Below are 14104 nucleotides of genomic sequence, written 5' to 3' on the forward strand. Positions count from 1 at the left end.
CGGCGGTCAGTCCGCCGCCATCCGCGTACCTCATGACGAGGATGTAGCACCGCCAACGCCCGCTGTCACCCCACCCTTTCAACCTCAGCGTCAACCACTGTCGTCATCCCACGCAGAAGCCCCGTCAGGACGCACCTGACGGGGCTTCAAGTTTGCTACTGCATGAATTGCATCGCGAGAGCAACGACGTTCATGAAACTCTCAGCGGCAATACCGGGATGATTCCACAATCAGGCCGAGTTTCTGCGCAGGTCGGATGCCGCCTCCCTCCCGGCGGGCCAGAGAGCAACTTCTCGAATCACCGCCCCGACAGTCACCGCGGTGACTGCTACTTCCCCCGGCTCACCAACCCTCCCCGGCCATCTGACACTCCAAGAGGAAAGAGGGAAAGACATCATCGACGTTTCCTGATTGCATCGATCAGTTTCCCCAATTCAATCGCAGCCAGGATCGGATCAGTTGTCGCAAGAAACACCTTGGCCTCACCCGACCAAGCATCCGAGATGACAGCGTAAACCCCGTCGGAACCGACGGATACCGCCGGCCATCGATCCGCCGGGGCAGATTTCCAAACCTCCTGATTGCGATACACCACGAGACTGTTCATCGCAAGGCTTGGGTACGCCTCACGGAGGGCAGGAAGGTCAGACGCAGCCTGAAGCAACGGCCACAGCAGCGGCTCAAACCAGCTGCCTTCCGGGTGCGGGGGGGGCGTATTCGGCAAGCAATCTCACCCAATCGCTCTCAGGTTCCAAGGAGCACGCCCTCCGCCCTCAACACGGCGCCGACCCATTATGGAAGGTGGCGATGGATCTAATTGCCGAATTTCCGCAAACGTGCCGTAGTTCAAACGATGTCCTCAACCCCGCCCCCACGGTACCCTCCAGCACGCCTGGCAAATTTTGCATACCTGCCAGGTTGAAACTAATTCTTCCACCACTGTCGAGCACTCGTTGCATCATCGTTTCCAGAGAGGAATCAGATGCAACCCCACCCGGGAAAAGATCGCTGAACCTCTGGTCCTTCCATGTCACGGCCCCGTGTTCAGTGGCGAAGGTGTCCAGACTAGTACCGCTACGAGAATCGAATGTCAAGCCCAATGCCAGGTGTATTGGCTTGACCTCGGACTTGCTCGCCTGCTGCGCAGCGCCATCAGCTGCCGATCCGTCGCCGCAATTGTGGACGAGGACCGGGGTGACGCCTGCCAGCACATAGTACGTGTGCTGGCGGACCCCTCCCTACCTGCGTTTTCGCAGGTCAAGCGGTATTCGGTGGTCCGCTGAGGTACGGGTTCGGCCGGGGTTGTTCGTGGTTGTTGCCGTCACTACTGCCGTCAGCGGGCTTGGCGACCATGCACGCCTGGTTACCTCTCAGCGGCTCGGCGGTCGGTTGCCGGGGCGGCCCTCGGCCGGCGTGCTGTGGGTGGCCGGGAGCTTTGCTCCCCGCCAGCGGCGACGCCGGCCACCGCCCTCGGTGGCCCAGGCGACGGGTGTTGAGGGTCGGCCCCCTGGTCGGCCCTGCGCCTGCGATCCGTCCGTAGGACGGTCGTAGGCGATAGCTTGCTCTGCGAGGAGCCCGGCTCCTGTCATCCCGGCGACCTGGCCGGTTGCCGCTCCCACAGCCTGGCTGCCGCGTCGGCTCGGCGCCTCCAGGAACGCCTGATCGCGGGAGCAAACGGCGGGGCTTGTCGGCGACGGCGGCCAGCCTTGGCGGCGGGCCCGCCTTGAACCTCGTAGAGAAAATCTGAACGCACGCCCTCGGGCCACCCCAGGTACGGCGGGTCAGTGGCCCGGCTTGCCGCCGCCCGACTCCAGGGCTTCAACGCGGCCACGAAGGTCGGCGATCTGCTGAACAGCCTCGGCCAGCGCCCGTTCCAGCGCCTCGATGCGGGCCGCCGTCCCGCCGGCGGGGGCGATCGTCTCCGGGTCGTCGAGGCCATCAGCGTCATCGGCGGCGTGGTCGTGGTGGGCGACGAAGGCGCCCTTGCCGGGGCGGGAGATCGCCCACCCGTCCTGCTTCAGCAGGGCCATGGCCTTCTGCACGGTCAGGCTCGACGCCCCGAACTCCCGCATCAGCACGGCCTGCGTCGGCAGCGCGTCACCAGGCCGCAGCCCACCGGAGCGGATGCGCTCGCGCAGGGTCTCGGCGATGACCTCGAACGTCAACGGCACCCCGCTGGCCGCCGGCCTGCGCCCCCGCCGCCCCACCACCACGCCGGTCACCCCCGCTTTCCGTGCCCTCTACCAGCAATATCCGGCCCGTCCAAACCGGGAAACCGGCCCCACACTACCCGCGTCCCGCCCCCCACAGAAAGGAATGAGGAGGGATGCACTTGAATGCGCCCGTGGGGCGATGTTAACGTCACGCACCCGCCGGTGATCACCACCGCGCCAGCGCCGACTGGGCCCCGCCGGCCCCGGCATCCACGCCCAACTTCGAGGCGCCCCGTTCCCTGTGAGCCGATCACTTCGGCCTGCCCAGCGTCACGTCGCGCTGCTTCCACACTCCCGCCGAAAGGCCCTGTTCCGCATGCCCTCACAGCTCCAATTCCCGTACCCCGCAATCGTTCCGACCGCTTCGCGCCCGTCGCAAGCGTTCACCACGCCGAGCGGCTCGGCGGACGTCACCGCCTCCGCGGCAGGGCGGTCGGCGCTGGAGCGCCGCGCCAGGCTGACCGGCAGGCTGGCGAAGCTCGCCGCCGCCGGACACCTCGCACCCCTCGCACGACAGATCAGCACGCTCGGCGGGTGCGCGCACCCGATCCGCCTCACCGGGCACCGAACCCGTCTGGACAGCGCGACTGGCGAGGTCCTCGACCACTTCGACTCCGGCCGGCTCCCGGCGGGCGAGCTGTTGGTCCGTTGCGGCAACCGCCGCGTCACCCGCTGCCCCGCCTGTTCCACCGTCTACCGCTACGACACCTACCAACTCATTTCCGCGGGACTTCGCGGTGGCAAGACCGTCCCCACCAGCGTCGCCGCCCACCCCCGCGTCTTCGCCACCCTCACCGCACCCGGCTTCGGGCCCGTCCACAACCAGCCCGACACCGGCCGCTGCCACTGCGGCCACACCCACTCCGACGACGACCCGCTCCTCGGCACCCCGCTCGATCCCGACCGCTACGACTACGCGGGCGCGGTGCTGTGGAACGCCCACGCCCCGGCCCTGTGGGCACGCTTCACCACCCACCTACGCCGCGAGATCGCCAATGCCGCCGGACTCACCCAGCGCACCCTGCGGCATCACGCCACCCTCTCCTACGCCAAGGTCGCCGAGTACCAAAAACGCGGCCAGGTCCACCTCCACGCCGTCATCCGCCTCGACGGACCCACCGGCCCCACCAGCCCGCCACCCGCCTGGGCTACCAGCCAACTCCTCGACCACGCCGTACGCACCGCCGCCACACGCACCCGCGTCCTGCACGAAGGCCAGCCGCGGCAGTCCGCCGGGGACGCGCCCCGGTCCCAAGACGCTGATCGAGACCCTCGGTTGATGTTCCGGTTCGGGCGGCAGATCGACGTCCGGCCGATCCGCGGCACCGATTTCACCGGCGACGCACCGGTCACCGACCGGAACGTCGCCGCCTACATCGCCAAGTACGCCACCAAAGGCGCCGAGACCACCATCGGCACCCTCGACCGCCGCCTCCGGCTCCTCGCCGAGCTCGCCCAGTACGACATCACCGACCACGCCCGCCGCATAATCCACACCGCCTGGCACCTCGCCACCCGTCCCGAGCACGCCCACCTCCGCCTGCGGCAATGGGCCCACATGCTCGGCTTCCGAGGCCACTTCTCCACCCGCACCCGCCACTACTCCACCACCCTCGCCCACCTCCGAGCCGAACGCACCGCCTGGCGTACCCGCCAAGCTGACGCCGCTGCTCCGGCCCCGGTCGGCCCGCGCACCGAGCAAACGGCCGCCGACAGCAACCTGCCCGTCGGCGGGCAGCCGGTCACTGACCGGCGCGGTGACCGCGATGACCGCAGTGACCTGACCGCCGGTCACCGAGCCGGTCACTGTGCCGACACGGCCGGTCAGCGCGGCAACGCGGACACGACCCTCGTCATCTCGCACTGGCAGTACGCCGGAACCGGCCTCCTGCCCGAACTCGCCCACCTCGCGAACCTCCTGGAAGCCAAGCGGCCTACCCGGCCCGACGGGCGCCGACCAGACGGCCCCGGCCACTCCGGACGCCAGCCGTCCGACGCTGACCGGACGGGAGCCGTCGCGTGACCGCCGGCACCGAACTCCTCACCGTCCCCCAGGTCATGGCCCGCCTCCAGCTCGGCCGCTCCGCCGTCTACGACCTGCTGCGCACCCACCAACTCGCCTCACCCGCCTCGACCAGGAAGCCGCCGCCTGATGCCCACACCCCGCGACACCCCCGCCTCCCGCCGCACACGCGCCAACGGCGACGGAACCGTCTACCAGCGCAAAGACGGACGCTGGGAAGCCGCCGGATACGTCCTCGCCCCCAGCAACACCCGCAAACGCGTCCGCGTCTACGGCACCACCCGCAAAGACGCGATGACCAAGCTCACCGAGAAGATCGCCGCCAGCAACCGCGGCCTCCCCATCGCCGCGGCCGACAGCACCGTCGGCGACTACCTCACGTACTGGTTGAACAACGTCGCCGTCCACCAGCTTCGCGAGAACACGCACACGCGCTACGCGGCCTGCATCCGCCTCCACCTCATCCCCGGACTCGGCAAGAACAAGCTCGCACGACTCACCGCACGCGACGTACGCGCCTTCCTCGACGGGCTCCGCACCACCTGCCAGTGCTGCGCCCAGGAACGGGACGCGGCCCGGCGTTCCTGCTGCGCCATCGGGCAGTGCTGCGGCAAGACGCTGTCGCCGCTGACCGTGACGTACGTCCACTCGGTCCTCAAGTCCGCCCTGGAACACGCCGTCCGCGAGGACGAGCTGCCGCGCAACGTCGCCCGGAACGTGAAGACCGCCGCTCCCCGCCCGAGGCGCTTCCAGCCCCTTACGGCGGCCGAGGCCCGACGGTTCCTCCAGGCGGCCAGCGGTGACCGGCTGCACGCGCTGTACGAACTCGCTCTGCGCACCGGACTCCGCAAGGGCGAACTCCTCGGCCTGCGCTGGGAAGACCTCGACCTCGACGGCGGCACGGCCAGCATCCACCGCTCCCTCCAGCGCACCCGCACCGGCGGCCTGACCACCCTGCACACCAAGACCCGCGCCTCCGAGCGGCGCATCGCCCTGCCCACCGAATGCATCCACTCCCTCAAGACACACCGAGAACACCAGCAGGCAGAGCGCCAGGCCGCAGGAACGGGCTGGACGGATAGCGGACTCGTCTTCACCACGCCCACAGGGCGGCCTCTCGACCCGGCCAACCTCACCCGCCGCTTCCGCAGCTTCCTCGGACGGGCCGGGCTCCGTCGCATCCGCTTCCACGACCTTCGACACTCGACTGCGACCCTGCTCCTGGAACAGGGGGTCGACCTCGTCGTGATCAAGGAACTCCTCGGCCACGCCCACATCGGCGTCACCGCCGGCGTCTATGCCCACGTACGACTCCGACTCCAGCGTGACGCCATCGACGCCTTGGGCCACGCCCTCGGCGGCCAGGACGACGACCCTGACGGCCCGCCCACCGCAGCCGCCGTCCGCTGACGTTGCCGTCAGCGTTGCCGTCAAACGGCACGGAGCCCTCATCGACATCACTGTCGATGAGGGCTCCGTCGCGCTGCTACCAGATTCCGATAACCCAGACAGAAATCACGGGGAAATTGTCGGAGTATTCCACTCGGCACACTCCGCTACGACTCGCGCAATCTGTCGACGCTTCGGGTAACTAGAGCGAATCTTAGAGAGTCGTGCCGCGTACAATTCTGCGACATCGACCCCCTCTTCGGACAGCAAGCGGAAATCACCATCACGCCACATGTCCTCAACTCCTCGCAGAGTCGTCTTGATTCCCCGAAACTCAGCCCTTGAGTATCCGCCGCCGGCCTGCAACAGATCATCGCAGGAATCCCAGAAGTTCCCCACGCTGGATCTGATCCGCCATTCGCGATCGCCTGAAGGCAACTCTTGCGACGCCACCAGAATCGCTACTCCAGCAGCTGTCGATTGAAAATAGGACGGGGCAGACGAGTCCTCCAGGGCGCCGATCTCGCTTCGCCAGCTCCTCAGCAAGGCGATCTTCTCTGCACCTCCAGGAACTGCTGGAGCGCTGCACCCCGCAACGATGTCATCGATCTCTGCCAGGCGCGAGGCCCCGGCAACCTCAAGGATGGGTCGCATCCTGGCGAGAGACAGCCCTCCGGTCAGGCTCCACAAGTCCATCAGCCGCCACCCCCTAGAACAACTCGCCATGGTGTGTTTCCAGTGCTCGACACTCCGGTGCCCTTGCCGATCGGGCTCGGTGTGAGGCCCACTCCTGGACCTGTCGCTTGCGCGAAGCACGCAGGGCACATCCTAGTCGACGAAGCCATCCCTACGATCTTCCAGTCACTCCCCAAGCGATTCATGATCGTAGCCTCGGCATGTCCTTGCCCTGGGATATAGCGCTCGCCACGGAGGGGTGCATTGCCTCCCTTCCATTCATCGGGGAGACCGGTACGTTCAGTTGCGACCCATGTTTCGACTCTGTTCGTATTCACGTTCTGAACTCGGGCAACTGCAACTGTCGACGCCTCATCTGCCCGCGTTGCATAAAGCTCACGGGCTCTATCAAGTAGCGCGCCGCCGCAATTATGAACGAGTACCGGCGTATCCCCCGCCAGCACATAGTACGTGTGGAAGTCGTTGACGGTGAGGTTGTGGGTGGTGATTGCGTAGGGGTAGTTGCGCTTGGTCTTGACCGTGAGGGTGGTGCCGTCGGGGCGGCGGAGTTGCTCGCCCGGGTTGAATTCGCCTGCGTCGACCCACTGGCGGCGGGTCTCGTTCCAGTGCGGGTGGTGGAAGGTCGAGGTGAGGTCGGCCGGCGGGGCCCGGGGGTTGGAATCGTCGGTGAGGGTGAGGTCCGTGAACTCCTTGTCGTCGGGGGTCGTGATGGTGGCCGTCACCTGCTGCGGACGGGTCTCGCCGGTCTGCGGGTCCGTGGCGAGGACGATGTCGCCGACGCGGACGTCCTGGATCTCCTTGGTCGTGCCTTCGGCCAACTGGACGCGGGTACCGGTCGGGAAGCTGTTGCGCTTGACCTTGCACGCCGTTCCGGCATCTACCTCGGCGCCCCCGCTGCTGTGGGATTCGGCGGAGCCGGCGCTGGCTTCCGCATCGGACGTCTCGCGTGTGGCTCTCGATTCCGTTCCGGCGCTGTCGGTGGCTGTCTCTTTGCCGGCCTTCTCCGATGCCGATTGGGCTGCCTTGGCCTCGGCGTCGCGGGCTTCCTTGGCTGCCGTCTTGGCGCGGGTCATGGCGGAAGCCGCGCCGGCAACCTCGCGTTCGGCTTCGTGAATGGCGCCGTACGCCTTGTTCAGCTCCTTGTAGATCTTGAAGGCCTTGATGCCGACCTTGATGGCTTTGGCGATCTTGCCCCACGGGACGGCGCCCAGGGCCGTGTTGATGCACGCCATGACGTCGCCCTTGGTGAAGCAGTCGCGGGCGTCGTTGTAGCCGATCAGGTCGCCGATGAGGTTGACGACCTCGTGGATGAGGTGGTCGCGCCGCTGCTTGGCTTTGTTGAGCTTGTTGTGGGCATTCCTCAGCGCGGTCTCACCATCGTCAGAACCGCTGCTGCCGTCGTGATTGTGGTCGCTGGTCTCTTCGTGGTGCGAGAAGGTCTGGGTCTTGACCCAGCTGCTTCCGCCGCACTCGCCCTGCTCGCACTTGTACGCGAGGCCGCTGGGGTCCGACTTGTTGATCGGGTCGTTGTTGGAGTAGGCGTACGCGTTCCACTGCTGGGGGTCGCCGGCGTCGATGATCGGGTCGGGGCTGATGAAGCGGCCCGTCGTCGGGTCGTACTCGCGGGCGCCCAGGAGGGTGAAGCCGGTGGACTTCTCCTTGGTGCCGCCGATGAAGCCCTTGTCGCCCGCCCAGCTGTCCGGGGCGGGCGGGGTGCCGCGGTCGTTGCCGAAGGGGTCCGTGGCGCGGCGGACGTGGGCGAGGTCGGTGGCCTTGAACTGGACGCCGCCCGTGCCGTGGTGGTCGGAGCTCTGGTAGGTGAGGTCGGACTGGCCGCCGGTGGTGGTGCGGGTGACGGACAGGCCGCCGGGGGCCGCGTAGGTACGGACGTTGCTGACCTTGCCGGTGGTCGTGTTGAGGGTGATCTGGTCGGTGCCGAGGTTGAGGGTGGTGCTGTCCGGGTCTCGGCGGATGAGCTGGTTGCCGCCCGTGTCGTAGAGGTAGCTGGTGCTGCCCTTCTCGCCGGTTCCGGTGATCTTGTCGAGCTTGCCCTGGTCGTTCCAGGTCAGGGTCCGGGTACCGGGGGTGTCGGTGACGGAGGCGGTGTTGCCGCCGGAGTCGTACGTGTAGGACGTGACCTTGGTGCCTGCCGGGCCGGTTTCCGTCGAGGCCATCAGGGCGTGCGGGCCGCCCGTGCCGCCGCCCGTCTTCGGGTCGGTGGAGGGGGTGTTCTGGCGGCCGCCGAAGGTCTGGGTGACCGTCGTGTCCTTGGCCGCGTCGCCCGTGACGTCCTTGCGGACCAGCTTCTTGCGGTTGCCGATCAGGTCGTACTCGTACTGCTGCCAGTACGGAGCCGGGCCGCCCACGCTGGGCTTGCCCGCGGCGTCGACCGCCGGGCCGTTCGCGTTGGCGCAGCCGCCGATGCCCCGGACGCTCGGCTGCGGGGCGGTGGTCTGGGCGCCCGTGTCGGTCCAGGCCTGGGTCAGTCGGCCCAGGTAGTCGTGGGTGAAGCACTGCAGGTCGCGCTTGGCGCCGTCCTGCGTGTTACCGATCGAGGTCAGCTGGCCGACCTGGTTGTAGGTGTAGTCGACGACGTCGACGCTGGCCCTGGCCGCGGTCTGCTTGTCGAGCGTGGAGCGGACGGGGCGGCCGGTCGCGATGTCGTAGTCGAGCGTGGAGACGACCTGCAGGCCGCTCTCACCGACCGTCGTGCGAATGGCCTGACCGTACGCGTCGAAGAGCACGCGTGCGACGTAAGGGGTCCGGACCCCTGCGATGGTGCCGTCAAGCGTGGAGAGGTTGCCGGATCCGTCCGTGCCGATGGCCAGGGACTCGACACCGAGCCCTGCCTTCGGGATGGCCGGCAGGTCCGACTGGACCAGCTGTCCGTACGCGTCGTAGGTGTTCTTCGTCTCGTAGACGCCGGCCAAGCCCTTCTCAACCGGAGGAATCGTCACCTTGGTGCCGACGGGGCGGTAGCCGGCGTCGTATCCGGTGACTTCCGTGACGTAGGCGCTGCCGCCTGCCCCGCCGACGTAGCGGGTACTCGTGGCGGGCTTGCCCAGGGCTTTGGTGTCGTAGGTGAAGCCGCCCACCTGCTTGGCCGAGTCGACGGCCTTGCCCTCGTAGCTGGCCACGGAGCGGCCGAGGAGGTCGACGACGGTGGTGGCGCTCTTGCCCCTGCCGTCGGTGACGGTGGTGAGGTTCTTGCTGTCGTCGTAGACCGTGGTGCTGGTTCCCGAGTCCGGATCGGTGGTCTTCACCACCCGGCCGAGGAGGTCGTAGGCGAACGTCCACTCGTTGCCGGCGGCGTCCTTGCGCCGGAGCTCCTTGCCCTGCGCATTGCGCTCGTACGTCGTCTCGTCGTACGCCCCGGTGGGAGTGTTCGACTTGTACTGGCGCAGGTGCGACGTGGTGCCGTTGCTGATCGTCGCCGTCGCGCGGCCGCCGTTCGGCGGGATGGTGCGGGTCTCGTCAGCGCCGGGGTACTCGGTTTTCGTGCGCCACTGCTCCATGCCGTACGACTGGAAGACGGAGGCTGTGGTCCGGCCCAGGCCGTCGAAAACGGAGATGGTCTGTGCCGGGATCTTGCTGTCGGGCTCGACGCCGCCGTTCGGGAGGAACAGTGCCCCTGACGGGGCAGCCTCGTCGTTGTAGTACGGGGCGCTCGTCTTGACCTGGCGGCCGTGGGAGTCGAACAGGGCGTCGGTGACCAGGCGGCCCTTGGCACCCGACACCGTGTTCGCCTGCGTCTGACGGATCCGGCCGAGGCCGTCGTAGATCGTGTAGCTCGTGGTGTAGGTCTGCTTGTTGCCCATCAGCGCCTGGCTCAGGACGCTGGACGGCGCGCTGGTGCCGTTCATCGCGTACGAGTACTTGCGTACGGGCAGTGCACCCTTCGCACGCTCCTGGCCGGGCTGCCAGATGGACGTGACGCGGCCGAAGGCGTCGTATTCGCGTTCGGCGACGTGCTTGTTCTCGTCCGTGGTCTTCAGCGGCAGCGAGCGGCCGGGGTCGAGGGTCGTGGTCGTCTTCCAGCCCAGCGGGTTGGTGTGGGTGACCGCGGTGGGCATGCTGCCGGTGGCCGGCTTGTACTCGGTCGTGGTCACCGCGCCGTCGGGGTGGGCGGTGTCCTTGCGGACCTTGTTGGTGTTGCTGGTGACGCGGCCGTACGCGTCGTACGTGGAGGTGGAGTTGAGGCGGTAGACCGGCTTGCCCGCGTCGTCGTACTTCTCCAGGACCGCCGTGCCCGTCTGGTCGCCGGTCGCGCCGGCCTGCTTGGCGGGCTGGTTGTCGAAGTAGGCGATGGTGTCGCCGACCGTGTTCGCCGTCGTCGGGGTCTGGCCGCAGGCGCCCGAGAGGACGAGGGTGCGGGAGACCAGCTCGGTCGGGGTGCCTCCGGGGCCGGCGGCGTACTCGAACTCGGTGCACAGGCGCTGCTCGGGGCGGGACAGGTCCTGCTTGTCGTCGACCCGGAGCGGGCGGGAGAAGGGGGTGTCGTCGTACTCGGAGGTGCGCTCGCCGGTGCGCCAGGTGCCGTTCGCCAGCTTGGCCCGGCTCGTGACCTTGGCCGTGTTCTGGGCGCGGGCGGTGATGGCGGGCATGCCGCCGGACTGGGCGCGGGTCGCGGTGACGGTCTTGCCGAGCCACGGGGTGGTGACCTCGTCCGCGACGACTGTGCCGCCGTCGCGGTCGTACGTCTCGGTCTGGAGGACCCGGCCGGACAGGAACTCCTCGTCCTTGATGCTGCCGCCGTGGGCGTCGGTGAGGGTGACGCTGCGCTTGCCGCCGCCCGCGAGGGCGTCGCCGTCCATGCCGCGCAGGTAGGTGGCCACGCTCTTGGTGCGCGGGGCCTCGGCGGCGTTGCTGCTGCCGGTGCGGGTGGTGACCGTGGCGAAGCCGCGGAACTGGTCCCAGGTGCGGGTCTTGGGGTCGGCGAACTCGGAGTCGTTGCGGTGCCAGGCGATGCCGCCGCCGTACTCGTAGTCGGTCACGGTGGTGACCTGGCCGGCGACCATGTCCTGCTGGGTGACCGACTGGACGACGACCTTGTGGAACCAGTCGTTGACCGGGTCTTCGTAGGACTGCTTGGGCAGGTACCACTTGACCGGCATGCAGGCCATCGTGTTGCCGTCCTCGGAGGACGGCATCGTGCCCTTGACGCGGGAGCACTCGGGCGCCTTGTAGACGACGTTGATCAGGCCGCCGGTCTCGGTGGTGATCTTCTGGATGCGCGGCCGGTTGTAGCGGGGCGCCGAGGCCTCCGTGCCGTCCGGTCGCTTCACCACGCCGTCGACGCGGTTGGAAATCTGCAGCGGCTCGAACGTCACCGGCGGCAGCTTCTGTTCCGTCTTGCCGTTGGAGGCCCGGCGCTCGATCGAGTCCAGCCAGAGGGTCGGCGACGAGCCGTCGCCCGGGTCCTGGAAGGACTGGTTGAGGACGTAGGAGTCGACCCGGCGGTAGCCGGTGCCCGCCAGCACCTCCGTGTTGATCTTCGTGAGGCGCTTGGTGGTGAAGTAGGTCGGCGAGAGGTTCAGGCACTGGCCGGTGGCCGCGCACTCCTGGTCGACGGGGGTGTCGGGCCAGGACTTCGCGTTGGCCTTGGTGCGCTGGGCAGGGTCGCAGGTGATGGCGCCGGCTGCGAAGCAGCGCTCCGCAGTCTCGAACAGGATCTGGGCGGCGGGCTTGGCCGCGCCCTTGGCCGCGATCTGCTCGGGCAGGCGCTGGCCGTAGCCGATCCAGGTCGGGTAGCTGCCGCGCTGGTACTGGGTCGGGCTGCCGTTGCCGTTGTTCTGGCCGCCGCCGCGCCCGTAGTGGTTGTGCTCCTGCTCGTAGCGGTAGCTGGTCAGGTTCTGGTGCGGGTCGACGACGTAGTCGAGGTTCCACTGCCAGCCGAGCTGCTGGTGGGTGCCGTTGGCCGGGGTGTCGGCGCCGAGGCACTTGTCCCGGCCGCTGTTGAAGTAGATGGGGACCGTGGAGACCGACTTGGCCTCGGGGTCGGTGCCGTCGCCGCCGGGGAGGCGGTTGGAGCCGAAGTAGTACTGGGTGCCGTCGGTGGTGGTGACCTTGAACGCCTCGCCCTTCCAGGCGGAGTTGCGCTGGCCGGTCAGCCGCTCGACCTTCGTGCCGTCGTCGTTCTGGAGGCGGTAGACGCAGGTGGCGTCGTCGCGGACGATCTGCCCGGAGTGCCCGGCGAGGTTCAGGGAGAGGATGTCGCCGGCCCAGCACTCGTCGCCCGAGTCCTTGATGCCGGCGTCCTTGCACTGCTTGTACGAGCGGGAGACGGAGCCGGGGCTCCAGTCCCAGCCCTCGCCGATCGGGCCCGCCTGCGCGTTTGTCGACGCCGTGCGTCCGTCGATGGAGGACGAGTCGTAGCCGAGGGAGATGCCCGGTCCGGCGCCGGCGATGCCGTTGGGCACCTCGACGGTGTAGCCGTAGGTGAAGTTCGCGGCGTTGGCCCCGGCCTGCCAGGAGGCGGACGGCTGGAGCGGGGTGGCCGTGTAGTCACCGCTGGCACCCTGGGGGCCCGCCTCGACGGCGATCGCCAGGTCCTGCGGGGCGAGCATCTGCGGAGCCGCCGGTGCCGACTTGGCTCCGCCAGGTTGCCCCTTGGCCGCAGGGGCAGAGGCCGCTGGAGTTCTGGGCACGTCGACCTGCGCGACCAGGCGCCCGGAGGCGTCCCGGTGCGAGTTCAGGGGCTTGCGCGTGGTGCATCCGGGGGCGCCGGGGGTGGTCAGGGCGCAGGTGGGCAGCTGTACCAAGGCGGCGCGGTCGGCCCAGTTGGCGCCGGCGGCCTTGGCCCAGGCAGAGATGTCGAGACCGACCTCGACCTTGTCCGCCGGAGCGGCTCCCGGGGCGCTGCTGACGGCGACGAGTGCACCGTTCACGCCGGCCGCACGGGTCTTGGTGGGGTCCTTCACCTCGACACGCAGCGTCGTGTCCTGGCCGGAATCGGCTGCCGAACCCCCGATGGCGTGACTGGAAAAGGACGTCGAGCGATTCGCGCCATTTACGGATGTAATCCAGACAGGCAGTTCTCCGGCTTGAACCGCCCCAGATCCCGGAACTGCACGGGCACCACCTTTTGATTCAACGGTGACCGTCGAAACTCCGGAGGGGAGCTTCTTGTTCGAATCTGGCGTCCACTTTCGGCCAGACGGCGAATTCTTGGCCGCACGTTTCGCGTCAGAGCCCTTGACCGGTTTTGCATCCGGTAGCGGCGTATTCGGCGGAACCCACACTTCGGGCGGCTTCTCCGCCGCCTCGACCACGGGAAGCCCCAGGCCGGAGAAGAGCACTGCAAACGCGGCCACGACCGCGACACGAGAGCGCCCGGGGCGCGAGCGCACGAAGAACCCACGTCTACGAGACAACCGAATCCCCCCACAGGACACAGAAGAACGTGAACTCCGGGCAGACGGATCCCAGAGGGAACGCACATTACGGAGCACGCGTTCGATTTGACAGCGGAGTTTTACATTCCCCCGAAGTGACTCACGTCACCCCTTGGGCATATAGGAGGCTTTACACCCAAAACGGACTGCCGCATCTTGAATATCGTTGACACCATTGCAGTCGTGAAGGAAAAGTGCCGCTGACTTCTGTCCGTCTCACAGCTCAGGGGGGCAATGCACGTGAGGCCGCCATTCCTTGCACCACGAACTCCGCGGACACCACGGCCGCCGGGCCACAGACGAGGCGCCCTGCGCATCGCGCTGCTTCCCCTCGCGGGGGCAGCCGTTCTCTCGCTCGGCGCGGGTCTGATCGCGGCTCCGCCCGCCGC

Annotated in this window: 5 protein-coding genes and 1 pseudogene; 3 read left to right on the forward strand and 3 right to left on the reverse strand. The window is 68.0% G+C overall.

The window, feature by feature from the left end:
- Positions 1–394: 394 nt before the first annotated feature.
- Both ACIQUT_RS36385 and ACIQUT_RS36390 read right to left on the reverse strand, forming a co-directional pair.
- Positions 395–607, reverse strand: a complete 213-nt coding sequence (locus ACIQUT_RS36385) for a hypothetical protein (RefSeq protein WP_403569506.1) — start codon at positions 605–607, stop codon at positions 395–397.
- Positions 608–1781: 1174 nt separating this feature from the next.
- Positions 1782–2222, reverse strand: a complete 441-nt coding sequence (locus ACIQUT_RS36390) for a winged helix-turn-helix domain-containing protein (protein ID WP_403569508.1) — start codon at positions 2220–2222, stop codon at positions 1782–1784.
- 307 nt (positions 2223–2529) lie between these two features.
- On the opposite strand from ACIQUT_RS36390, the gene ACIQUT_RS36395 reads away from it, so the two are divergent.
- From ACIQUT_RS36395 to ACIQUT_RS36405, 3 genes and pseudogenes are all read left to right on the forward strand, one after another.
- Complete coding sequence (locus tag ACIQUT_RS36395) at positions 2530–4236, forward strand: replication initiator (RefSeq protein WP_403569510.1); 1707 nt, start codon at positions 2530–2532, stop codon at positions 4234–4236.
- A gap of 35 nt (positions 4237–4271) precedes the next feature.
- Positions 4272–4337 (forward strand): annotated as a pseudogene (locus tag ACIQUT_RS36400) (DNA-binding protein); the annotation flags it as partial.
- 28 nt (positions 4338–4365) lie between these two features.
- A complete protein-coding gene (locus ACIQUT_RS36405) occupies positions 4366–5646 on the forward strand; it encodes a tyrosine-type recombinase/integrase (RefSeq protein WP_403569512.1) in 1281 nt (426 codons plus the stop codon).
- Positions 5647–6320: 674 nt separating this feature from the next.
- On the opposite strand, the gene ACIQUT_RS36410 is transcribed toward ACIQUT_RS36405, so the two are convergent.
- Entirely contained in the window at positions 6321–13241 is a 6921-nt protein-coding gene (locus tag ACIQUT_RS36410) for an RHS repeat-associated core domain-containing protein (protein WP_403569513.1), read from the reverse strand.
- Positions 13242–14104 lie beyond the last annotated feature (863 nt).

The sequence above is a fragment of the Streptomyces sp. NPDC090445 genome (genome assembly GCF_044769385.1).
Classification (GTDB): domain Bacteria; phylum Actinomycetota; class Actinomycetes; order Streptomycetales; family Streptomycetaceae; genus Streptomyces.

Bases quoted from the DNA above. Each gene is read 5' to 3' on its own strand.
- ACIQUT_RS36395 (WP_403569510.1), top strand. From the start codon at position 2,530: ATGCCCTCACAGCTCCAATTCCCGTACCCCGCAATCGTTCCGACCGCT.
- ACIQUT_RS36405 (WP_403569512.1), top strand. From the start codon at position 4,366: ATGCCCACACCCCGCGACACCCCCGCCTCCCGCCGCACACGCGCCAAC.
- ACIQUT_RS36385 (WP_403569506.1), bottom strand. From the start codon at position 607: ATGAACAGTCTCGTGGTGTATCGCAATCAGGAGGTTTGGAAATCTGCC.